This is a genomic window from Streptomyces sp. BR123, from assembly GCF_013401435.1.
Lineage (GTDB): Bacteria > Actinomycetota > Actinomycetes > Streptomycetales > Streptomycetaceae > Streptomyces.
In genome coordinates this window covers 1-23,202 of the sequence record NZ_JACBGN010000098.1, presented here as the reverse complement: position 1 = coordinate 23,202, position 23,202 = coordinate 1, and the positions used below count along the sequence as shown (strand labels likewise).

General features: G+C 73.2%; 17 protein-coding genes. 9 read left to right on the top strand and 8 right to left on the bottom strand.

Annotated features, from left to right (window positions below):
• Positions 1-107 precede the first annotated feature (107 nt).
• The 4 genes from HYE82_RS17395 to HYE82_RS17380 all read right to left on the bottom strand — a co-directional run bounded on the left by HYE82_RS17395 (position 108) and on the right by HYE82_RS17380 (position 6,487).
• Entirely contained in the window at positions 108-1,439 is a 1,332-nt protein-coding gene (locus HYE82_RS17395) for an SWIM zinc finger family protein (RefSeq protein WP_179174991.1), read from the bottom strand.
• Positions 1,436-4,588 carry a DEAD/DEAH box helicase gene (locus tag HYE82_RS17390; RefSeq protein ID WP_256987345.1) on the bottom strand — a complete coding sequence of 1,051 codons (3,153 nt, stop codon included), beginning with the start codon at positions 4,586-4,588 and terminating at the stop codon, positions 1,436-1,438. The genes HYE82_RS17395 and HYE82_RS17390 overlap by 4 nt, the downstream gene beginning before the upstream one ends.
• 121 nt (positions 4,589-4,709) lie before the next feature.
• On the bottom strand, positions 4,710-5,456 hold the full coding sequence (locus HYE82_RS17385) for an ABC transporter permease (protein ID WP_256987347.1): 747 nt from the start codon (positions 5,454-5,456) through the stop codon (positions 4,710-4,712).
• Between the two features lie 92 nt (positions 5,457-5,548).
• Positions 5,549-6,487, bottom strand: a complete 939-nt coding sequence (locus tag HYE82_RS17380; protein ID WP_179174989.1) for an ATP-binding cassette domain-containing protein — start codon at positions 6,485-6,487, stop codon at positions 5,549-5,551.
• Between the two features lie 139 nt (positions 6,488-6,626).
• On the opposite strand from HYE82_RS17380, the gene HYE82_RS17375 reads away from it, so the two are divergent.
• Positions 6,627-7,265, top strand: a complete 639-nt coding sequence (locus HYE82_RS17375; protein WP_179174988.1) for a PadR family transcriptional regulator — start codon at positions 6,627-6,629, stop codon at positions 7,263-7,265.
• Positions 7,266-7,520: 255 nt separating this feature from the next.
• On the opposite strand, the gene HYE82_RS17370 is transcribed toward HYE82_RS17375, so the two are convergent.
• Positions 7,521-8,837 (bottom strand): peptide ligase PGM1-related protein, encoded by a 1,317-nt coding sequence (locus tag HYE82_RS17370; RefSeq protein WP_179174987.1) that lies wholly within the window; start codon positions 8,835-8,837, stop codon positions 7,521-7,523.
• 316 nt (positions 8,838-9,153) lie between these two features.
• Here HYE82_RS17370 and HYE82_RS37280 point away from each other — a divergent pair, with 316 nt between their 5' ends.
• The 8 genes from HYE82_RS37280 to HYE82_RS17335 all read left to right on the top strand — a co-directional run bounded on the left by HYE82_RS37280 (position 9,154) and on the right by HYE82_RS17335 (position 18,607).
• Positions 9,154-9,267, top strand: a complete 114-nt coding sequence (locus HYE82_RS37280; protein WP_218782728.1) for a pheganomycin family RiPP precursor — start codon at positions 9,154-9,156, stop codon at positions 9,265-9,267.
• A 106-nt stretch (positions 9,268-9,373) separates the two neighbouring features.
• On the top strand, positions 9,374-11,332 hold the full coding sequence (locus HYE82_RS17365; protein WP_179174986.1) for a RiPP maturation radical SAM C-methyltransferase: 1,959 nt from the start codon (positions 9,374-9,376) through the stop codon (positions 11,330-11,332).
• A 310-nt stretch (positions 11,333-11,642) separates the two neighbouring features.
• A complete protein-coding gene (locus HYE82_RS17360; RefSeq protein ID WP_179174985.1) occupies positions 11,643-12,818 on the top strand; it encodes a glycine amidinotransferase in 1,176 nt (391 codons plus the stop codon).
• Complete coding sequence (dpgA, locus tag HYE82_RS17355; protein ID WP_179174984.1) at positions 12,815-13,897, top strand: 3,5-dihydroxyphenylacetyl-CoA synthase DpgA; 1,083 nt, start codon at positions 12,815-12,817, stop codon at positions 13,895-13,897. Before HYE82_RS17360 ends, dpgA begins: the two co-directional genes overlap by 4 nt.
• Positions 13,898-13,963: 66 nt before the next feature.
• On the top strand, positions 13,964-14,731 hold the full coding sequence (gene dpgB, locus HYE82_RS17350; protein WP_179174983.1) for an enoyl-CoA-hydratase DpgB: 768 nt from the start codon (positions 13,964-13,966) through the stop codon (positions 14,729-14,731).
• Complete coding sequence (dpgC, locus tag HYE82_RS17345; protein WP_309144348.1) at positions 14,728-16,083, top strand: (3,5-dihydroxyphenyl)acetyl-CoA 1,2-dioxygenase DpgC; 1,356 nt, start codon at positions 14,728-14,730, stop codon at positions 16,081-16,083. The genes dpgB and dpgC overlap by 4 nt, the downstream gene beginning before the upstream one ends.
• Positions 16,080-17,408, top strand: coding sequence for a PLP-dependent aminotransferase family protein (locus tag HYE82_RS17340; protein ID WP_179174982.1), 1,329 nt, complete (start codon positions 16,080-16,082; stop codon positions 17,406-17,408). Before dpgC ends, HYE82_RS17340 begins: the two co-directional genes overlap by 4 nt.
• Positions 17,405-18,607 (top strand): cytochrome P450, encoded by a 1,203-nt coding sequence (locus tag HYE82_RS17335; RefSeq protein ID WP_179174981.1) that lies wholly within the window; start codon positions 17,405-17,407, stop codon positions 18,605-18,607. Before HYE82_RS17340 ends, HYE82_RS17335 begins: the two co-directional genes overlap by 4 nt.
• An 81-nt stretch (positions 18,608-18,688) precedes the next feature.
• Here the strand turns inward: HYE82_RS17335 and HYE82_RS17330 are convergent, their stop codons facing one another.
• From HYE82_RS17330 to HYE82_RS17320, 3 genes are all read right to left on the bottom strand, one after another.
• Entirely contained in the window at positions 18,689-20,455 is a 1,767-nt protein-coding gene (locus tag HYE82_RS17330) for an ABC transporter ATP-binding protein (RefSeq protein WP_179174980.1), read from the bottom strand.
• Positions 20,452-22,158, bottom strand: coding sequence for an ABC transporter ATP-binding protein (locus HYE82_RS17325; RefSeq protein WP_179174979.1), 1,707 nt, complete (start codon positions 22,156-22,158; stop codon positions 20,452-20,454). The genes HYE82_RS17330 and HYE82_RS17325 overlap by 4 nt, the downstream gene beginning before the upstream one ends.
• A partial coding sequence (locus HYE82_RS17320) for a methyltransferase (RefSeq protein ID WP_218782726.1) occupies positions 22,155-23,202 on the bottom strand: 1,048 nt, incomplete at its 5' end. The genes HYE82_RS17325 and HYE82_RS17320, both read right to left, overlap by 4 nt.

Genomic DNA, 23,202 nt, shown 5'->3' with positions numbered 1-23,202 from the left:
GCCCCGCCCCGCCCCGGCCGACGGGGCACCTCCGGCGATACGAGCCGAATCCACCGATACGTTCGCCGCGGGGTCGCACCTGTACGCCGGGAGCTGCCCGGTCCGGGTCATCCCCGATCGTCGAGGAGTTCGGCGAGGACCTCGGCCGGGTCGTGGTGCGGTGCGGCGGCCGGCCACCACCGGCCGTCCCGCTGCCGGTAGGGGTACCAGCGGCCGTCCCGGCCGTAGCGGAGCTGGAGCCCGCTGCCGGCCGGCGTGAAGCTGTTGTCTCGCACCTCCAGCTCGGGGAGTTCGTCCTGCTCCCAGCCCGCGGTGAGCGCGGTGCGGGCCCGGGCGGTGTCCTGCTGCGGTGGCGTCCAGGCCTCCTCCAGCACGTCCAGCCCGGCGCTGCCGCCCAGCCGCCATGCCTCGGCCGCCCGGTCCAGCCGGTCCGGGCTGCCGCAGGCCTCCCGCAGGCGGGCCAGGACGCGCGGCTCGGGGCGGGTCGCCGCGATCCGTACGCAGTCCCGCCACAGGTCGAGCGGCGCCGGCGGCTCGGCGGTGAACCCGAGCGCGTAGGCGAGCAGCTCGCGGGCGCGCACGGCCGCGCCGGTGACCAGCTGCTCCAGCGGGTCGGCCCCGGCCGCGGCGGACGACACGGCCTGCCGGACGGGCGGGCCGGGCAGCGGCGGCAGCTCGGGCAGCGCCGCCGGCTCACGGCCGAAGACCTCCTCGGCGGGAGTGCCGTCCGGCAGCTGCGCCGCGGCGGCCTGCGAACCGGCCTCCGCTTCCGCCTCCGCACCGTCGGCGTCCCCGTCCCCGTCCCCGTCCCCGAGGCTGCCGACGATCGCCTGCATCAGCAGGACGGACCGGAGTTCCTCCTGCGCCTCCTGCGCGCCGCGCCCCCGCAGCAGGAGCAGGAGCATCGTGTCCTCGTCCAGCAGCCAGGACGCCTGGTAGCAGAGCGCGGCCGCGTGCTTGCAGGGGTGGTCGAACGCGCCGCAGTCACACTCCGCCTCCAGGTCGCCGTAGCCGGGCAACAGCCGGACCCGTGCGTCCTCGGCGGCTTCCAGCAGGTCGGGCGGCAGCTCACCGGCGAGCAGCTCGTCGGTGGCGTCCGGCCGCTCGGCGGTCTTCTCCCAGAGCGACTCCCACTCGGCATCGTCGAGCTCCTCCAGGGTGAGGACCGTCCTGAACGGGGTGTCGCCCTCGTAGCCGGTGGTGGAGATGCGCCCGGGGCTGACCGTGATCGGTCCGAGCCGGCCGGTCCGCGCGTAGGCCCGGCCCTTCTTCAGCGACTCCTCGTCCAGGGAAGTGCCCTCCAGCGCGTCCGCCCAGGCCTTGCCCCACCAGGACCGGCCGCGTGCCCGGCTGCCCCGGCGCGCGGCGAAGGCCGGGAAGCCCCGCGCGCCCGTCTCGTCCCCGCTCCTCAGGTCCCCGCTCGTCACGTCCCCGCTCATCCTGCGCTCCTCAGCTCGACCAGGTGGGCCAGCTCGTCGTTGGTCAGCTCCGTCAATGTCTGCTCCCCGGAGCCCAGCACGGCGTCCGCCAGGCCCTTCTTGCCTTCGAGCAGGGCGGCGATGCGGTCCTCGACCGTACCCTCGGCGATCATCCGGTGAACCTGGACGGTGCGCGTCTGCCCGATGCGGTAGGCGCGGTCGGTGGCCTGGGCCTCCACCGCCGGGTTCCACCAGCGGTCGTAGTGCACGACGTGGTCGGCGCGGGTGAGGTTGAGTCCGGTGCCGGCGGCCTTGAGGGAGAGCAGGAAGACGGGTACCTCTCCGTCCTGGAACCGGCGGACCATCTCCTCGCGGCGCGGCAGCGGGGTGCCGCCGTGCAGCAGCAGCGTGGGGACGCCGCGTTCGCGCAGGTGTGCCTCCAGCAAGCGTGCCATGGTGACGTACTGGGTGAAGACCAGGGCGGCTCCGCCCTCGGAGGTGATGGTGTCCAGCAGTTCGTCGAGCAGTTCCAGCTTGCCGGAACGGCCGGCCAGCCTGGTGCCCTCCCCCTCCTTGAGGAACTGCGCGGGGTGGTTGCAGATCTGCTTCAGGCCGGTGAGCAGCTTGAGCACCAGACCGCTTCGGGCGATGCCCTCGGTGGCCTTGATCTGCGCCATGACCTCACGGACATGGGTCTCGTACAGGGTCCGCTGCTCGGGGGTGAGGGAGACCGGGCGGTCCGTCTCGGTCTTCGGCGGGAGTTCGGGGGCGATGCCCGGGTCCGACTTCCTGCGGCGGAGCAGGAACGGCCGGACCAGTTCGGCCAGTCGCCGTGCGGTGGTGCCGTACTCTCCCTCCTCGCCCGGCGGCGGTCCGAACTCGGCGCGTTCCGCGCGTTCGGCCTCGATGGCGGCGATCCAGCGGCTGCGGAAGCGGCCGTGGCCGCCGAGGAGTCCGGGGGTGGTCCAGTCGAGGACGGCCCAGAGTTCGGAGAGGTTGTTCTCGACCGGGGTGCCGGTCAGGGCGATCTTGGCGTCGGCGGGGATCCGCCGCAGCGCCTTCGCCGTGCCGGAGTGCGGGTTCTTGACGTGCTGGGCCTCGTCGGCGACGACCGTGCTCCAGCGGTGTGATCCGAGCCGTTCGGCGTCCAGGCGCATGGTGCCGTAGGTGGTCAGGACGAAGCCCGAGTCGGCGCCGTCCAGGGTGCGGCCCGGGCCGTGGTAGCGGCGGACGGGCGTGCCGGGGGCGAACTTGCCGACCTCGCGTTGCCAGTTGCCCAGCAGGGAGGCGGGGCAGACGACGAGGGTGGGGCCGGCGCTGTACGGATGCTCCTGGCGCAGCAAGTGCAATGAGATCAGCTGGACGGTCTTGCCCAGGCCCATGTCGTCGGCGAGGCAGCCGCCGAGGCCGAGCGAGGTGAGGCGGTCCAGCCAGCGCAGGCCGCGCAGCTGGTAGTCGCGCAGGGTGGCCGCGAGCGCGGCGGGCTGCTCGACCGCTTCGGTGCCGCCGTCGCCGTCGCCGTCCGGTTCGACCAGGCGCCGGCGCAGGGCGAGCAGCCAGGCGCCGGGCGCGACCCGCACCTGCTTGCCGCCGATCTCGGTGTACCCGGTGAGGGCGGCCGCGAGTGCCTCGATGGCGGTGAGCGGCTCGAGGTCGCGTTCGCGGGCCTTGCGGGCGATGTCGGCGCCGATGAGGACCCAGCGCCCGCGCAGCAGCGCCAGCGGCCGGTCGGCGGCGGCGATCTCGGCCGTCTCCTGCTCGGTGAGGGCCTCCCCGTCGAGGTCGAGCTGCCAGCGCAGGTCGACCGTGCCGTCGCCGCCGAGGAAGGAGCGCATGTCGGTGGGCGGGGTCCGCTCGCCGCCGACGACGGCACGGGTGGTGAGGGAACGGGCGGCGTCCTCGGGCCAGAGCACCTCGATGCCGTGGGCGGCGAGCCGGCCGGCGGTGTCGCCGAGCAGCTCCTGGACCTCGCGGTGGGAGAGTTCCAGGGAGGAGGGCACCGGCAGCAGGCGGGAAAGGGGCTGCCAGACGTCGGCGGCCCGCCGTACGGCGAGGACGGTGTCGGCCTGGGCCCGCGGTCCGAACCCGGCTGCCTCGACCGCGGCGAACACCTCGTCGGCGTCGGCGCTGAGGGTCGGGTCGGCCAGACTGGACACCCGGGGTACCAGGCGCAGGGCGGGCGGCTCCCCGTGGGCGGCGGCGGGCACCGGGTCCACGCGCAGGGCCAGCCGTACGCCCGAGTCGAGGCCGGCGGAGATCTCCTCGGCCCAGGTGCGCAGCCGGGGGACGTACTGGGGTTCGACGGCGGCGAAGGCCGGGCGACCGGCCGCGGCGGGGGCAGCGGCGGTGCGCGGCAGGGTGTCGGCGACCGCGTCGACGAAGGAGCGGAGCAGGGCGGTGGCGTCGGGCAGCAGCAGCGGGCCGCCCGACGGGACGGGCAGGGGAACGGCGAGCGCCTCGGCCGGTGCCGCGGCGGCCAGTTCGCGCATGCGCTGGACGTCCTCCGGGGCGAGCGGGCCGGCGCGCCAGGTGTCGTGGCCGGTGGCGGAGACGCCGGGGAGCAGCCGTTCGCGGGCGGCGAGGTGCAGGCCGAGGACGGTGGCGGCGCCCCAGAACGCGGCGGACGGGCTGGGGGTGACCTGTGCGGTGCTGTTCGCGGTCCCCTCGGTGATGCCGTTCACGGTCCCCTCGGCGGTCCCGATCGCGGTCCCGTTCTCGGTCCCGTTCTCGGTTGCGTTCTCGGTCCCGTTCTCGGTCCCGTTCTCGGTTGCGTCGGCGGTCCCCTCGGCGGCCTCGTTCGCGGTCCCGTTCTCGATTGCGTCGGCGGTCCCGATCGCGGTCCCGTTCACAGTCCCCTCCGCGGTCCCGATCGCGGTTGCGTCGGCGGTCGCTTCGGCGTGGAGGCGGCGGGCCAGGGTGAGGGCGGGCAGTGCCTCGGCGACGGTCAGCCGCAGGACCGGTCGGCGGCGTACCACGAGGGTGCCGCCGTCGGCGGTGACCAGGTCGGCTTCGCCGGGTTCGCCGAAGGGCAGCCGTACGTCGAGGCCGGGTCCGGCCGGGCCGTCGGGGTACCGGAACGCGAGCTTTCCGGTACGCGCCGGATCGCCCGGCTCGAAGGTCACCGCGCACTGTGCCAGCAGGTCGGCCTGCTCACGCGACATCCACACCATCTGTTCCGCCCCCCTGGTTTCGGCTGTCCGTCAACGTCCGCCGTCCACGCGGCGCTTGGTCAGTGCTGTGCGCAGGCGTACCCCGGCCGAACGGGCCGGCCCGGGGGCGGAGCCGTGTCCGCTAGCGGCTCAGGCCCCTGAACCGCTTCACTGCCAGCGGGAAGAACACCGCCACCAGGGCCACCGGCCACACCACCGCGAGCAGGTCTGCGTGCGTCGCGGCCCATGAGTCGCCCACCGCGCCCGGGTTGCCGAACAGGCCGCGCACTGCTGTGGTCGTGGCCGACATCGGGTTCCATTCCACGGTCGCGCCCAGCCAGGACGGCATCGACTCCGGGGAGGCGATGGCGTTGGAGAGGAAGCTGACGGGCCACACGAGGATCTGCACCGCCTGCACGAGTTCCGGCTTGCCGGCGACCATCGCCAGGTGGATGCCGATCCACAGCATCGCGAACCGCAGCAGCAACAGCAGTCCCACCGCGCCCAGGAACGAGGCGAATCCCCCGTGCCAGCGCCATCCGATCGCATGGCCGACCGCGATCATCACGGTCAGCCCGACCGCCGACTGCAGCATGTCCGCGGCACTCCGCCCGACCAGGACCGCACCGGACGTCATGGGCATCGAGCGGAACCGGTCGATGATCCCCTTGCCCAGGTCCTGGGTGACGGAGAGCATCGTGGCCTCGAGGCCGAAGGCCATCGTCATGGTGAGCATGCCGGGCACCAGGTAGTCCGTGTACTCCCCCTCGACGTCCCGGCCACCGCCGATCAGGTAGCCGAACATCAGCAGCATCATCACCGGGAAGACCAGCCCGACGACCACCTGCACGGGCTGCCGTGCCCAGTGGGCCAGTTCGCGCCTGGTCATCGTCCAGGAGTCGGCGGCCGCCCAGCGCAACTTCGAACCCGTGCCGCCGGCGGTCTCCGCGCTGCGGGGCGCCTTCACACTCCGTGCCGTGCTCATGCCGACTCCCCCTTGGTCAGGTGCATGAAGACTTCGTCGAGCGTCGGCCGCCGCACCGCTATGTCCTCCGCCTCGATTCCGGCCGCCTCCAGTGCCCGCACGGTCTCGGTCAGCGCCGCCATCCGGTCGCTGACCGAGGCGCTGACCAGCCGACGGTCCTCGTCCACGGTCGCCTCCCCGGGCAGCAGCGCGGCCGCCCGGGCCAGCCGGCCCGGGTCGTGCAGGACCACGTCGATGCGGTCGCCTCCCGTCTTGGTCTTCAGCTCGTCCGCCGTGCCCTGGGCGATGACCTTCCCGTGGTCGATCACCGCGATCCGGTCCGCCAGCTGATCGGCCTCCTCCAGGTACTGCGTGGTCAGCAGGACGGTCGTGCCGCCGCCGACCAGCGAGCGCACCGCGTTCCACACCTCCGTGCGGCCGCGGGGGTCGAGCCCGGTCGTGGGCTCGTCCAGGAAGAGGACCTCCGGTTCGCAGATGAGGGAGGCCGCCAGGTCGAGGCGCCGCCGCATCCCACCGCTGTACTGCTTGACGGCCTTCGGCCCGGTGTCTGCGAGCCCGAACCGGGTGAGGAGCTCCTCAGCCCGGGCGCTCGCGCGGCGCGCGCCCAGGCGGTGGAGGCGACCGAACATCTCCAGGTTCCCGCGGCCGCTGAGCTCCTCGTCGACGGCGGCGCTCTGGCCGACCAGCCCGATCCGCGAACGCACCTCGCCGGCGCGGGCCGTGGCGTCGATCCCCGCGACCTCGACCCGGCCCTCGTCTGGGCGCAGCAGCGTGGACATGATGCGGACGGCCGTGGTCTTGCCGGCGCCGTTCGGGCCGAGCATCCCCTGGACGGTTCCGCTGCGGACGGTGAGATCGAGGCCGTCGAGAGCCTGCTTGTCCCCGTACTTCTTCCGCAGTCCCTCGACGACGATCGCCGGATCGCGGTCAGTCAAAGCGTTCCCCTCCAGCCAGTAATCAAACTTGACTAACAAGGAAGGTAGCCTGCTCGCCCGCGATTAGTCAAACTTGATTACTGCGATGATGTCGCTCTGGTCCAACGTGACCGGGCCCGACCGGGAAGGAAAACTGCTCATGTCTGCCATCCGGCTGCTGGTTCTCGGCGCCGTCCGCCAGCACGGACGGGCGCACGGCTACCAGGTACGCAACGACCTGGAGTTCTGGGGAGCCCACGAGTGGTCCAACGCCAAGCCGGGCTCCATCTACCACGCGCTCAAGCAGATGGCGAAGCAGGGACTCCTCGTCGCGCACGAGGTCGCGCCGAGCACCGTCGGCGGCCCTCCCCGCGTCGAGTACGAGATCACCGACCAGGGCACCGCGGAGTACCTCAAGCTGCTGCGCGAGGCCCTGACCTCGTACGACCAGAAGATGGACATGCTCTCGGCCGCCATCGGGTTCATCGTCGACCTGCCGCGGGACGAGGCCGTCGCGCTCCTCAAGGAGCGGATCGCGGGGCTCGAACGGTGGCGAGCCGGCGTTACCGAGTACTACACGCCGGAGAAGGGCCCCGGACAGCTCGGGCACATCGGCGAGATCATGAACATGTGGGTACACTCGGCCGACAGCGAAGCGGAATGGACGCACAGCCTGATCGCGCGGATCGAGGGCGGCGCGTACACGTTCGCAGGGGAGGGCGAGCCGTTCGTGGGGGTGCTCGCGGAGGGCGAGCCGAACCCGTACGCCACGGGGCCGCATCCTGAGGACCTCCGCTGACACGACGCACACCGGCCCCACCTGCGGCGCTACGCCGTGCCGGCGCACAGGCGGACACCGTGCGTCCTGCCGCCCCGTGCCAAGGTGCTTCTCCGCCGGGGGCCGGAACGTGCCCGCCCAGGGCGGTCGGACCCGGCCGCCGCCGCACCCACAGGGGCCGATCCGGACGGCCCGGCGGCCGTCGCCCACGAGGTCTGCCGCCGCCTGGCCGCCTCACCCGTCGGACGCGCACGCGCCCGCCCGGCGCCCGGGCGGTCAGGCGGCGGCAGGGGTGAACAGTCGGCCCACGAGCTGTTCGCGGCGCTGGGCGGCGCCGACGGTGTCGTCCACGAAACAGAGTATGACGCCCCTGCGGCCCGGGTGGTACGCGGCCAGGATGATCGCACCGCGGCGGGTGTCCGGATCGTAGGCGTGGCCGGACTCGCGGAGCCGGGTGAGGGCGGCGCTGAAGGAGGGCACCTCCCAGTGCTTCGGCCACACCCGCTCCAGCAGGATGCGGTCGGTGCCGAAGCCCGGTCCGACCACCCGTTTGCCGACGATCTCGTAGATGTGGGTGGAGCCGGTGGCGCGGCCGTTGTACTCGGTGAAGAGCACCTCCCCCTCCGGTGTGACCACGGCGTCCGCGCTGAGGATGCCCCGGTAGCCCACCGCCCGTAGCCCCGCCGAGATGCGGTGACCGCCGTCCAGCAGCGAGTCCAGCTGCCGTGCGGTCAGGTCCGGGGCCGGCATCACCTGGGCGTTGGGCAGCGGGCAGTACTGCATCTCGCCGTGCCCGCCGAGCCGGATGCCCGCGTCGGATATCCAGAACTCGGCGAAGTAGGCGCGGCTGCCGGGGTGGTAGCGCTCTACGACCACCCGGTCGCGGCCGCCGACGGTCAGCCAGTCCCAGCGCTCGGCGAGGTATGCGGAGACGGCCGGGCGGTCGGCCAGCAGGCGGATGTCCCGTGCGCCGCGCAGGTCCACGTCCCCGGTCCGGCTGAGGATCTCATTGCCGTCGCTGCCCGACCCGTAGTCCTGCTTGAGGATGACCGGGCTGCCGCCGTTCAGCAGGCGGACGATGTGCTCCTCCGCGCGCCGCGGATCGGCACAGACCGCGCCGTCCGGCAGGGGGGCGCCCACACCGGCGGCCAGGGCCCGGAAGACGGCCTTGCTACTGCCGAGCAATCCGCCGCTCTGGGTGAGGAATCCGTGTCCTTCCAGGGCTCCGGGGCAGCCCAGGGCGTCGGCGACGGCGGCGACGGCGGCGTCCGGCCAGAGGGCGAAGATCTCGTCGACGGGCCGGCCGGCGAGCTTCTCGCGCAGTGCCGCGATGAACGCGGGGTCGGTCAGCCGGTCCGCGGTGAGGGCGCCGGTGCCGGTCCGGCCGGGCGGCGGGGCGACCACCTCCAGGGAGGAGCGGCGGGTGCCGGTCAGGGAGGTCACGTAGGAGAGGAAGTCCTCCTCGGGCAGGACGGGCAGGACGAGGACGTCGCCGTCGCGGGCGAACCACAGCAGGCGCTGCACGGCCCAGCCGGATCCGACCGGCTCCTCCAGCTCCTCGCTCCAGTCGTTCCCGATGAGCAGTCGCAGCATCCGGCAACACTCCTGTGATCGCAGTGCAATTCCCGGCAGCGGGCGAAGGAGTCCCCGTCCGGCTGGACCGGCCAATTGTGAAAGCGGCCGGAGGGGGCGTCAAGAGCACCTCAGCGCATCGGAAATCCCGGGCGGGTTTCTGCGCGGGAATCGGCCGGGGCACCGGGTTGCACTGCGCGGCGTGTTCGGGTGCTCGGGTGTTCGGGGTTTTCCGGGTGGCCGGATCGACACCTTGCCCGCCGCTCGGGCGGTTCCTACGATCGATAACCGTTCGCCGTCAGAATCCCCTGTCCGGATACCGGCAAGGAGGTGAATCATGGAGCGTGAAATCGTCTGGACCGAGATCGAGGAATCGGATCTTGCCGAGATCGCCTCGTCCAGCAACGTGAAGGACACGGGCGTCGTCTCGGCCAGCAACGTCAAGGACTGAGCCAGCGAGCCGACCAGTGCGCGACCCGGGTCCTTCCCCGTCCGCCGGGGAGGGGTCCGGCCTGCCGGACCGGACGTACGGAGGAATCTTGCCAGGCGGCGGTGAGTTGAACCTGATCGACCAGCCCCTGTTCCCGCCGGACTGCGTCCCGGCGAGGCCGTTGCGCATCGGGCTGGTGAACATGCCCTGGGCGCGCACCGACACCCCCTCCATCCAGTGCGGCCTGCTCCAGGCCGCACTCCGCTCCTTCGGCCACGACGCGCGGAGCGTCTACCCGAACCTGGAGCTCTCCGCCGAGCTGGGCGCCGGCCTGTACGAGGTCATCACCGAAGCCCCTTCCGAACGGGTCCACCTCTTCGGCGAATGGCTCTTCGGGACGGCCGCCTTCGGAGTGACGCAGGACGTGGAGGATTATCGTCTGCGTTTTCCCGAGGTGGCCGAAACGTGCGCCCAGGCCGGCGCGGACTGGGAGGCCGTGATCGATTTGCGGCGCCGTCGACTGCCCGCCTGGATCGACGAACTGGCCGCGCGCGCCCTCTGGTCGGAACTCGACATCGTCGGGTTCACGTCGACGTTCATCCAGAACGTCGCCGCTCTGGCGCTGGCTCGCCGACTCAAGGAAGTCCATCCCCGTCTGATCATCATATTTGGTGGTGCGAACTACGACGGGGACATGGGGCCGGAATACCTGAGGAATTTCCCCTTCATCGACTACGTAGTCGTGGGCGAGGGCGATGTGACGCTCCCCCGGCTGGCGGCGGCCGTGGCGCGCGGCGCCGATCCGACCGGGATCCCGGGCGTCTGCGGCCGCACCCCCGACGGCCGGGTGAGCATCCCCTCCCCCGGCGCCCGCACCCGGGACATGGACCAGCTGCCGGTACCGGACTACGACGACTACTTCACCGCCCTGGAGGCCCTCGGCCGGGACAGGGTGATCGGCCGGAACACCCAGCGGCTGCTGGTGGAGTTCTCCCGGGGCTGCTGGTGGGGCGAGAAGCACCACTGCACCTTCTGCGGACTCAACGCGCTGGGCATGCAGTACCGGGCCAAGTCCCCCGCGCGGGCGCTGGCCGAGCTAGAGGAGTTGATGCGCCGGCACCGGGTCCTGGCGGTCGACGCCGTCGACAACATCCTGGACATGTCCTACCTCGACCGGTTCTGCACCGGTCTGCGGGTGTCTCCCTGGGACACCGCCCTGTTCTTCGAGGTGAAGGCCAACCTGACGCGGGACCAGGTACGCCTGCTGGCCGAGGCCGGGGTGTGGAAGATCCAGCCGGGCCTGGAGAGCCTCAGCACCCACGTCCTCGGCCTCATGCGCAAGGGCTCCTCGCGGCTGCTCAACATCCGTCTGCTCAAGTGGGCCCACTACTACGGCGTCCGCGTCGACTGGAACCTGCTCGCCGGTTTCCCCGGCGAGACCGACGAGGACTACACGGGCCAGGCCGCCCTCGTGCCCCTGCTCACCCATCTGGAGCCGCCCGCCGGCGTGGGACGCATCTGGCTCGAACGGTTCAGCCCGTACTTCACCGACCCCTCCTTCGGGATGGGCGAGATCACGCCCAAGAGCGCCTACCGGTTCGCCTTCCCCGTCCCCGGGCTGGACCACGGCCGGATCGCGTACTTCTTCGACTACCGGGCACCGGACGTCGCTTCCGCGGACTCCGTGGCCGAGCTGGCCAAGGCCGTGGAAGCCTGGGGACGCGCCTGGGCCTCGGAGGACCGGCCGACTCTCACGTACCGGCGCGGACCGGACTGGCTCACGCTGTTCGACACCCGGGGCGGCCGGCACCGCAAGACCACCCTCGCCGGATGGCGGGCACGCGCGTACGAGCTGTGCGGCGACGCCCCGCGCAGCGCCGCCCGCGTCCACCGGGAGCTGGCCGGGCAGGGCGGCGGCGAGAGCGGCGCGGGGCCCGTGGACCGGGCGGGGGTCGAGGAGTTCCTCGGGTCCTGCGTCGCGCACGGCATCTGCCTCGAGGAGGACGGCAAGTACCTCTCCCTCGCGCTGCCGCTGCGCCCCGGGCTGCCCGGGCGTCCGGGACGGCGTGCGGGCGACGAGCGGTGACCGCGGACGCGACACTTCCCGCCCGTGTCTCGTTGCCGTCGTGAACCGATCCGGGCCATACCGTTCCGCCGGTCGCATGACCTCACTGACCAGGAGTTCCTCCGACACGCCCGGCACCCGTCCTCCGCGTGCCGGGCGGGGGCCTCACCCGTCCTCCGCGTGCCGGGCGGGGGGCGCCCCACCGGGGGAGACCGAAGAGCGGCCACTGAGGCGACACCGCGCCGGCGCCGGAGAGCACGGCGACCCGGCCCTGGCCGGTCGGAGCCGGTGAGGTCCGGTGGCGCACACCAAGCGATCGATGGAGCACACGATGACGCTGAACAGCTTCGACGAATGGTCCACCCTCAAGGAGGTGGTCGTCGGCTCGGCGGCCAACTACACCTCACACGAGCGGGAGTTGTCCTTCGACCTCTTCTTCCACGACAACATCGCCGGCGACAACTCCACCCGGTCCGAGTGGTACTACCCGCGGCTGTCGGTCAGTGAGGCCGGGACAGGGGACACCGGCCAGGACGGCGCGCGCCGCGGCCGGGTGCCCATCAAGCAGCGTTACGTGGACGAGCTCGTCGAGGACCTCGAAGGCATCGCCGGGGCCCTGACCGACCTCGGGGTCACGGTGCACCGGCCGATGGACCTCGATGCCGGCACCAGCGAGGTGCGGACGCCCGCCTGGTCCGCCTCCGTCGTCCCCCCGCTGAACATCCGCGACAACACGCTGATCCTGGGCGACGAGATCATCGAGACTCCGCCCATGATCCGCTCCCGCTACTTCGAGACCCAGTTCCTCACGCCCGTCTTCCAGCGGTACTTCGCGCAGGGCGCCCGTTGGACGGTGATGCCCCGCCCCCTGATGACGGACGCTTCGTTCGACCTCGACTACGCGCGTGAGAGCACGGTCGGCGGGCCCACCGAGCCCATCGGCACTCCGAGCCCCTCGCCCTACGACGTGGGCATCGAGATGATGTTCGACGGCGCCCAGGTCCTGCGGCTCGGCCGCGACCTCGTGGTCAACGTCTCCACCGCGCACCATGCCCTGGCCTGTGACTGGCTGGAGCGCCACGTGGGGGACCGCTTCCGGATCCACCGTGTGCACCGGCTCAGCGACAGCCACATCGACAGCATGGTCCTGGCGCTGCGGCCCGGCACCCTGCTCGTCCGCTCCGAGGCCGTCGCCGACAAGCTGCCCGAGGCGCTGCGGGGCTGGGACCGGATCGTCGCGCCCGCGCCGGAGACCGACAACTTCCCCCGCTACGAGGACGAGGACCTGGTTCTGACCAGCCCGTTCATCGATCTCAACGTGCTGTCCGCCGACCCCGAGACCGTCCTGGTCAACGAAGCCTGCCCCGAACTGGCGCGGACCCTGGAGAAGCACCGGTTCACGGTCGTCCCGGTCCGGCACCGGCACCGGCGGCTGTTCGGAGGAGGCTTCCACTGCTTCACGCTCGACACCGTGCGCGAAGGCGGCCCGGAAGACTACCTCGGATGACCCGGCCGGACACCGGGAACGCCCGGCTCACCGGGGTCGGCACCGCTGTCCCCGACACCAGCTACGGCCAGCGCGAGCTGCTCGACCTGCTGGCCGTCACCGATCCCCGTGTCCGCTCGGTCTTCCTCAACAGCGCCATCGAGCGCCGGGGCCTGACCCTGCCCGGCCCCGCCCCGGACGGCTCCCCGGTGGTGGAGTCCCAGGGCGAACTGCTGCGCAAGCACACCGAACAGGGACTCGTACTGGGCCGTCGTGCGATCGAGAACTGCCTCGCGGACGCCGGCGCCCGGCTGTCGGACGTGCGCTACCTCTGCTGCGTCACGTCCACGGGCTTCCTGACCCCCGGGTTCTCCGCCCTGCTCATCAAGGAGCTGGGCATCGACGTCTCGTGCTCGCGGCTGGACGTCGTCGGCATGGGATGCAACGCCGGTCTGAACGCCCTGAACGCGGTGGCCGGCTGGGCGCGTTCACACCGCGGCGAACTGGCCCTGCTGGTGTGTGTGGAGGTGTGCTCGGCGGCGTACGTCCTCGACGGCACCATGCGCTCCTCGGTGGTCAACAGCCTCTTCGGCGACGGTGCGGCGGCGGTCGCCGTCACCGCTCCCGGTGACGGAAGGGAGGACGCCGGCGGGGCGCTCGCACCGGCCCTGCTCCGGTTCTCCAGCCGCATCATCCCCGACGCCGTCGACGCCATGCGCTACGACTGGGACGACGGGCACGGCAAGTTCAGCTTCTGGCTGGACCCGCAGGTCCCCTACCTCGTCGGCGCCCACGCGCCGGGGGCGCTGGAGCGGCTGCTGCGCGGTACCGGGCTGCTGGCCTCCGACATCGACCACTGGGTGGTGCACTCCGGGGGCAAGAAGGTCGTGGACTCCGTCCGGGTCAACCTCGGGCTGACCCGGCACGACGTACGGCACACCACCGGGGTGCTGCGCGACCACGGCAACCTGTCGAGCGGCTCCTTCCTCTTCTCCTACCGGCGGCTGGCGTCCGAAGGCAGGGTACGGCCGGGCGACCTGGGCGTGCTGATGACGATGGGGCCCGGCTCGACGATCGAGATGGCGCTGGCGCAGTGGTGACCCACCGGCCCCGGGCCGACACGGCATGACGTGGCATGACGTGGCATGACGACGAAGGGAACTGCGATGCGGACGCACGACACGCCGCCGCCCGCGGAGGGCGGACCGGCGGACGGCACGGCGAAGCACGCGAACGGCGGCACCTCGGACGGGCTGTGCGTCACACTGCAGCTGGACGCCGGGCGTCCGCTGCCCGAGCTGACCGCCGCCGTCAACGACGCCTGCGTCCGGGCCGAGGAACGGGCCGACCGCTCGGTGGTGCTCCTGCGGCTGCCGGACGCCCCCGCCGGTGCCCGGTCCTGGCCGGGCCCGGTGGACATCCAGCAGATCAACCGCTGGGAGCGGGCCGTACGGAGGCTGGAGCGGCTGCCCGCGATGGGCATCGCCGTCGCCTCCGGGGCCTGCGGCGGCCCCGCCCTCGACCTGCTGCTGGTCAGCGACTACCGGATCGGCGCCCCGGACCTGCGGCTCCTCGCGCCGGTCAACGACGGCCACTTCTGGCCCGGGATGGCCGTCTACCGCATCTCCCGGCAGCTCGGGGCCGCCCGCGCCCGGCAGATCGTGCTGTGGGGCGACGACATCGACGCCGGCCGGGCCCGCGAACTGGGGCTGATCGACCAGATCACGGACGACACCGAGGAGGCGGCGCACACGGCGACCGTGCTGATGGGCCGGATCTCCGACCGCGAACTCGCCGTCCGCCGGCAGTTGCTGCTGGAGGCCCAGAGCCTGGAGTTCGACGATGCGCTCGGCGCCCACCTGGCCGCCTGCGACCGGGAACTGCGCCGCCTGGCCGGCGCGGAGCCGGGCCACGCGGCGGGGGAGTCCGCGTGAACGACCGGGCGAGCCAACAGGAGAAGGACCTGCCGGACTGCGCCCCCGCCTTCAGTGGCGACCTCGCCGCCGACGCCGGGCTCCTCGCCCTCCGCGCCGCCGGCACCGAACGGATGCTCGCCCTCCTGCCGCCGCGCCCCCACCGCACCGCCGCCGAGTCGGAGCGGGCGGCGCGCCTCCACGAGGCCTGCCGGGCGGCCCGGCACGCCTTCCTCGCGCGCCACGCCGACGCGGTCTACGACGGCCTCACCGCCGGGCGCACACGGCGGCCCCGGCTCGCCGACCTGGCCGCCGAGGCCGCCGTGCGCTTCCCCGGTCTCGTGCCGGACGCCGTCCAGCTCGCCGAGGAAAAAGGACGCCTCCAGGCCCACAAGGACGGCCGTGAGATCGACCAGGGCATCTTCTTCGGGGCCCTGCTGCGTTCCCCGACCGCCGGCACCCACCTCATCGAAAGCATGCTGTGCCCCGCCCCGGGCTCGGCCGCCCGTCTGGCGGAGTTCCGCCGTGCGGACAGGCTGGAGCTCGACGCCGTACTGCTGGAACGCCGAGGCGAGGCCGCCCACGTCACCTTCCGCAACGGCCACTGCCTCAACGCCGAGGACAACCGGCTCATCGCCGACCTGGAAACCGCCGTCGACGTCGCCCTCCTCGACGACCGCGTACGCGTCGGGGTCCTGCGCGGCGGCCCCGTGACCCACCCGCGCCACGCCGGGAAACGGATCTTCAGCGCGGGCATCAACCTCAAGGAGCTGCGCTCGGGCGCGATCTCCTTCGTGGAGTTCCTGCTCGGCCGGGAGCTCGGGTACATCAACAAGATGGCCCGCGGCCTGCACCGCGACGATCCTGCCGGCGGCGGCACAGCCACGGCGGGCAAGCCCTGGGTGGGCGTCGTCGACTCGTTCGCCATCGGCGGCGGCATGCAGCTCCTCCTCGTCCTCGACCGCGTGATTGCCGAGGAGGGGGCGTTCCTGAGCCTGCCGGCCGCCGACGAGGGCATCGTCCCCGGCCTCGGCAACCTGCGGCTCACCCGGCTCACCGGGGCCCGGACGGCCCGGCAGATCATCCTCTCCGGCCGCCGCATCCACACCGGCGACCCGGAGGCGGCCCTGCTGGTCGACGAGGTGCTGCCCGCCGCCGCACTCGACGAGGCCGCCGAGCGCGCCGTACGCGACCTGGCCGCCCCGGCCGTGGCCGTCAACCGCGCCATGCTGACGCTGGCAGAGGAGCCCGTGGACCTCCTGCGCACGTATCTGGCGGAGTTCGCGGTCGTCCAGGCCCGCCGCATCCACAGCGCCGACGTCCTGGCCAAGGCCGAGCGACACTGGGCGCGCTCCGAACGGGCCACCGCATGACGTTCCTCGCCCGCGACAGCTTGCACGCCTCGCTCCAGGACCCGGTGCTGGAGTCGATCGGCTTCCTCAACGAGATCATGAACCGGTACCCGGACGCCCTCTCCTTCGCCCCGGGAGCCCCGCATCCGGCCCCGTACGCCGGGCTGGACACCGCCCGTTACCTGGAGCGCTTCACCGCCCACGAGGCCGCCGCCGGCCGCAGCCCCGACCGGGCGGCCCGGCTGCTCTACGAGTACGGGCCCGCCCGGGGACTGATCAACGGCATCGTGGCCGAGGCCCTCCGACGCGACCAGGGCATCGACGCCGACCCCGACACGCTGGTGATCACCGTCGGGGCGCAGGAGGCGATGTTCCTGGCGCTGCGCGCCCTGATCGCCTCCCCGAACGACCTGCTGGCGGTCTCGGACCCCTGTTTCGTGGGCATCACCTGCGCCGCCAGTCTGCTCGGCGCCGGGGTGGTCCCCGTCCCCGAGGACGCCGACGGCCTCGACGTGGACGCGCTGGCCGAGGCGTGTCGGGCGGCCCGCCGCTGCGGCCGCCGGATCCGGGCGTGCTACGTCGCCCCCGACTACGCCAACCCGAGCGGTACCCGCATGGCGGCCGGGCGGCGTCCGCGGCTGCTGGAGCTGGCCGAGCAGGAGGACTTCCTCGTCCTGGAGGACAACGCGTACGGGTTCACGGCCCTCCCGGGCACCGAACTGCCCGCTCTCAAGGCCCTGGACACCGGGCGGCGGGTCGTGCACATCGGCACGTTCGCCAAGGTGTGCTTCCCCGGGGCCCGCGTCGGCTACGTCGTCGCCGACCAGACCGTCCGCGCCGCCGACGGCTCCGCGGTCACGCTCGCGGCGGAACTGGCGCGGCTGAAGACCGCCGTCACGGTCAACACCTCACCGGTGTGCCAGGCGCTGATCGCCGGCATGCTGCTGGAGCACGGCGGCTCGCTCGCCGAACTGAGCCGGACCCGATCCGTGATCTACCGGCGCAACCTCGACCGCCTGCTGCGGGCCCTGGACCGCGAGACCGCCGCCGGCCTGCCGGACGGGGTGGAGTGGAACCGGCCCGGCGGCGGGTTCTTCGTGCGCATGCGGCTGCCGGTGCCGGCGGACACGGAACTGCTGGAGGCCTCGGCGGCGCAGTACGGCGTGCTGTGGACCCCGATGGCCCCCTTTCATCCGGGCGGCGCAGGCACCCGCACGCTGCGGCTGTCGTGCAGCTACCTGGACCCGGACCAGATCGACGAGGGCGTGCGGCGGCTCGTCGCCTTCCTCAGGGCCCACGCCGGGCCGCGGCCCGGTACCGCAGCCGCCGCCGGAGCCCGCTCATGAGCGGCCGGGCCGTTCCGGCCCACCCCACCGCCCGTGACCGGACCTGCCCGTTCGACCCGCCCCCGGAGCTCACGGCGATGCGCGCACAGGGCCCGGTCAGCCGCCTGCGCTACCCCGACGGCCACATCGGATGGCTGGTCACCGGCCACGAGCCGGCCCGCCGGGTGCTCGCCGACCCCCGCTTCAGCGCGCGCTCCGAGCTCAAGCGGGTGCCGGTGGCCCGGCCGGGGACGGACCCGTTCTACGGAAGTCCCGCCCTGCCGGGCTGGCTGGTCGACATGGACGCGCCGCACCACACGCGGCTGCGCAGGCACCTCATGGGCTGGTTCACCGCCCGCCGGACCCGGGCCCTGACGCCACGGATCGAGCAGATCGTGGACGAGCACCTGGAGGCGATGGCCGGCCTCGGCGGCCGGGCCGACCTCGTGGAGCGGTTCGCGCTGCCCGTTCCCTCCCTGGTCATCTGCGAGCTGCTGGGCGTCCCCTACTCCGAACGCGCCGGGTTCCAGCGCAGCAGCGCCACCCTTTTCAGGATCGAGGCGACCGCCGCGGAGGCCGCGGCCGCGATGGCCGAACTGGACGCCTTCCTCACGGAGCTGGCCCGGCACCGGCGCCGGGCGCCGGGCGACGACCTGCTGAGCGCGCTCGTCGCCGGGGGCGGGCTGTCCACCGCCGAAGTCGCCGGCGCGGGCGCCCTGCTGTTGTCGGCGGGGCACGAGACGACGGCCGGCTCCCTGGGGCTCGGCACCTTCGCGCTGCTGTCCCACCCCGATCAGCTGGCCCGCCTGACGGCCGACCCGTCCCTGGCCGGGAACGCCGTGGAGGAGCTGCTGCGCTACCTGACCATCTTCCACTTCGGTGTCCCCCGCTCCCCGTTGGAGGACGTCACGCTGGAGGGACACACCCTGCGCGCGGGGCAGTCCGTGACGGTCTCGCTGTCCGCCGCGAACCGCGATCCCGCACGGTTCGCGGACCCCGACCGCCTCGACATCACCCGCCCCGCCTCCGGTCACCTCGCCTTCGGCCACGGGGCGCACCAGTGCATCGGGCAGCACCTCGCCCGCACGGAGATGCGGATCGCGTTCCCCGCGCTCTTCGCCCGCTTCCCCGGCCTGAAGCTGGCCGTGCCGCCGTCCGAGGTGCCGCTGGGGGAGGACATGGGCTTCTACGGGGTCCACCGGCTGCCCGTGGCCTGGTGAGGCGAACCCGCGGCACGGTGAGGCGAACCCGCGGCCCGGTGGGGTGAGGGGGCGGTCGGCCGCCGGGCAGGCCCCCTCGCCTCACCCGTGCCAGGACTTCCACAACTGCGCGTACGCACCGCCCCGGCCCACCAGTTCGTCGTGGGTCCCGCTCTCGGTGATCCGGCCGTCCTCCAGCACCACCACCCGGTCGGCGTCGTGGGCGGTGTGCAGCCGGTGCGCGATGGAGACGACCGTGCCGCTGAGCAGCCCGGCCAGGGCCCGTTCCACCGTGCGCGCGGTGTGCGGGTCGAGCAGCGCGGTCGCCTCGTCGAAGACCACGACCGGCGGGTCGAGCAGCACCAGCCTGGCCAGCGCCAGCTGCTGGGCCCGGCCCGGGGGCAGCTCGGCCGCGCCGGAGCCGACCTCGTGGTCCAGGCCCAGCGCCGACGCCCACTCCCAGGCGGCCACGGCCCGCAGGGCGCGTTCCAGGTCCGCGGGCTGCGCGTCGGGGCGGGCGACGAGCAGGTTGTCGGCCAGGGTGCCGCGGAACACGTGGTACTCCTGCGTGACCAGGATGACGCCCCGTCGCAGCGCGGCCGGTGACAGTTCGGGCAGGGGCACCCCGCCCAGGGCGACGCTGCCGCGGCCGGGGGTGTCGATCCCGGCGACGAGCCGGCCGAGGGTGGACTTGCCGGCCCCGGAAGGGCCCACGACCGCCAGCCGCTCCCCGGGGCGCACGCACAGGTCGATGCCGCGCAGGCTCTCCTGCTGCTCCCGGTAGCCGAAGTGCACGCCCCGGACATCGATCGCGCCGTCCCGGGGAGCAGGCCGCGGCGTCGTGTCCTGGGCGCTCCCGCCGGGGGTGTCCGCCGCGGCCGCGTCGCGCACGCCGAGGATGCGGGCCATGGAGGCGCCGCCGACCTGGAGTTCGTCCATCCAGTACAGCAGGGTGTCCACGGGCCCGATCACCTGCTGGACGTACAGGGTGGCGGCGGTGACGGCGGCCAGGCCGACCAGCCCTTCGATGTACATCAGCCCGCCGATGACCAGCGTGGCGGCCACCGGCAGGATGTATCCGGTGTCGGCGATCGGCAGGTAGATGCTGCGCAGGTTGAGGGTGTGCAGTTCGGCTTCGTAGGAGGCGGCGATGTCCCTGTCCGTCCGGCCGCGCCTGCGCTCCTGGAGCCCGAGTGCCTCCACCGTGCGGGCGCCCGCCACGGTCTCGCCGAGGTGGTCGGTGAGCCGGGCGTACGAGGAGTTCGACCGCAGGTAGCCGGCCCGGGCCCGCCTCAGGTACCAGCGGGTGGACAGCCACAGCACCGGTACGGCCACCAGGCAGGGCAGCACCAGCAGCGGGTCGGTCAGGCAGACCGCCCCGACGGTCAGGACGATCGTGGTGCCCGCCACCAGGGTGTCGGGGACGGCCCGTTGCACGGTGAAGGCGAGGACGTCGACGTCCCGGGTGGTCCGGGTGACCAGCTCCCCGGTCCCGGCCCGCTCCACGGTGTGGGTGGGCAGGGCGAGCACCCGGTCGACGAACTCCTCGCGCAGCTCGGCGAGTACGGTCTCGCCGAGGCGTAGGGAGGCCAGCCGTGCGAAGCGGGTCAGGACCGCCTGGAGGACCACCGCGGCGCAGATCGCGAGGGCCACCGGGGTGACATCGATCGTGCCGCGGGCCGCGTCCTCGACGATCCGGCCGAGCAGCTGGGGCGCGGCCAGCGCGGCGAGGCAGGCCAGCGCGTGCAGTGACAGTGAACGGGCCAGCGGGCCGCGGTGCTCGAGCATGGTGCGCCGGGCCTGGGCGCGGACCTCCTTGGGGGAGGCGACGGGCAGCCGTTCGGCGGGCGGGGCGGCGGTGGCGGTCATGCCAGGACCTCCCGGGTGACGACGGCGCGGTAGTCGGGGTCCGCGAGCAGGCCTTGGTGGAGCCCTTCGGCGACGGCCTTGCCGTCCTTGACGAACACCACGCGGTCGGCGTGGTCGAGGACGATGGGGCTGGTGGTGAAGACGACGGTGGTCCGGCCCGCGCGGTACGGGCCGAGGCTCCGGGCGACCCGGCCCTCGGTGTGGGCGTCGAGGGCGTTCGTCGGGTCGACGAGGACGAGCAGCTGCGGATCGGCCAGCAGGGCGCGGGCCAGGCGCAGCCGCTGCTGCTGCCCGCCGGAGAACTCGCGTCCGCCGGTGATCTCGTGCGCCAGCCCGCCGGGCAGGGCGTCGACGACGTCGCGGGCGGAGGCCGCGTCCAGGGCCCGCAGGACGGCGCCCTCGGGCCGGCTGTCGCGGGGATCGATTTCCGTGCCGAGCCGCCCCGCGAACAGGGTGGCGTCGTTGTCGGCCAGGAGCACGTGGCGGCGCACGTCCTCGGTCCGGTGGGCGGCCAGGGGCGTGTCGCCGCGCCGGACGGCCGAGTCGGTGTACCTGCAGAGCCGGTCCGCCAGGGTCCGGGCGTCCCCGTCCGAGGCGCACACCACGGCGAGCAGCCGGCCGGGCGGAACGGTCAGTCCGGAGTCGGGGTCGTGCAGGGGGAGGTCGTCCGGTCCGTCGGGCAGCGGCTGGGTGCCGGAGGGCAGTTCCCTCTGGAGGCCCAGGAAGTCCAGGACCCGGCCCGCCGCGACGGTGGCCCGGGTGAGCTGGTCGAGCATGGTCGTGACCTGCCCCAGCTGGTCGGTGAGGAAGACGGCGTATCCGTAGAAGGCGACCAGCAGGCCCGGTTCCAGCCGGCCGGTGCCGACCTGGTGGGCGCCGAGCCAGACGATGGCGACCAGCAGTGCCCCGGGCAGCAGCACGCGGAGGAAGGCGATGTCGGCGACGGTGGCCGCCACCCGCATGCCCTCTGCGCGCACGGTCTGGGAGCCCTCGCGGTAGCGGCGGCCGTAGACCTTCTCCCCGCCGAAGCCGCGCAGGACGCGGAGCCCGTCGATGATGTCGACCGACAGGTCGGTGAGCGCGCCCTGCTCGTCGCGCAGCCGCTGCTGGCGGCCGTGCAGCACGCGCAGCAGCCGGGCCACGGTGGCGGCGATCAGCGGGACGCCGATCAGCACGAGCAGCCCCAGCTGCCAGGAGGTGAGCAGCATGAACACGGACGCGAAGAGGATCGAGACGACCGCACCGCTGCCCCGTGCCGTGCCCTCCAGGGCGGTGCCGAGGTGGCCGACGTCCGTGGCGCCGACGCTGACGACCGAGCCGGTGGAGGCACGCCGGGGCAGTTCCGCACCGAGTTCGGTGGCATGGCGGACGACCAGCTGGGTGGTCCCGTACACGGCCCCGAACCGGTTGGTGGTCGATGCCCGGTCGCGCAGCATCCCCACGATCGCCTGGAAGACGCCGAGGGCCAGCACGGCCCCGCCCCACAGCAGCAGCGCCTCCCGGTCGCGCTGGAGCAGCCCCCGGTCGATGCCGAGGCCGACGGCCACCGGCACCAGCGCCTGTGCGAGGGTGCACAGCACACCGAACACCGTGGCCAGGGCGAGGCTGCCCGGGTGGCGGGTGGCCAGCCAGACCAGGTAGCGGACGGGGGAGGCGGTGGCGGGGGCCCCGGGACCGGCTGCGGGGAACCTGCCCCGGCTCATGGCCTGGTGCCGATGGTCAGACCGTGCTCGTAGGGGTAGCCGGTGAGTGTCCGTACGTCGGCGAAGCCGGCCCGGCGCATCCACTCCTCGTAGTCGCGGGCCGGGTAGGCCATGCCCTGGCCGCTGGCGAGGACATTGAGGTAGAGGGAGAGGCGTGCGGAGTACCAGCCGCGGGTCTCGTCGTCGGAGACGTTGTAGCCGTACACGAACACCCGTCCGCCGGGAGGAAGGACGGAGTGCGCCTTCGCCAGCAGCTGGGTGATCTGCTCGCCGGAGAATATTTCCAGCACGTGGCTGAAGAGCACGGCGTCCGCACCGGCCGGGAAGGGGTCCGTGAAGAGGTCGCCGGGGTGCAGCCGGATGCGGTCGCCTGCCTCGGCGCCGGCCGCCAGCCGCGCGACCGACGGGATGTCGAAGACGGTCGAGCGCAGGCTGGGGTACCGGGCGGTCAGCCGGGCGCTGGTGGTGCCGTCGCCGCCGCCCACGTCGAGGAGGTGGCGTACGGTCGCGAACTCCTCGGACTCGACCAGCGCATCGAGGCTCTTGAGGGTGAAGGCGCTCATGCTGCGGTGGAAGACCGCCTCCAGCTGCGGGTCGTGCGCGAGACGGCGGTACAGCGTCGGCTCCTCGCCCGGGTGCGCGTCCAGCGCGGTGTTGGTGCCGGCTGCGAGGGCCTCGCTCATCCGGGAGAAGGCGGGGTAGTAGATCTCCCTCCAGCCGGTGAGGATGTGGCGCCAGCTGTCGGGCCCGTCGGGTGCGAGCAGTTCCGCGGCCGCCGGCGCGTTGTGGTAGGTGCCGTCGGCGTGCCGTTCCAGCAGGCCGGTGGTGCACACGGCGTGCAGGAGGACCCGCAGGGAGTGGGCCGGTACGCCGGTGGACGCGCGCAGCTCCTCGAAGGAGGCGCCGGGGTGCTCGGCGAGATGGCCGAAGACGTCCCATTCCAGTGCGGTGACGACGGCGTTGAAGAGGGCCGGGGCGTTCACCAGGAAGTGGAAGCGCTCGACGACGGGGTCGGCGGACCGGGGGGGCGCGGAGGGCTGGTGG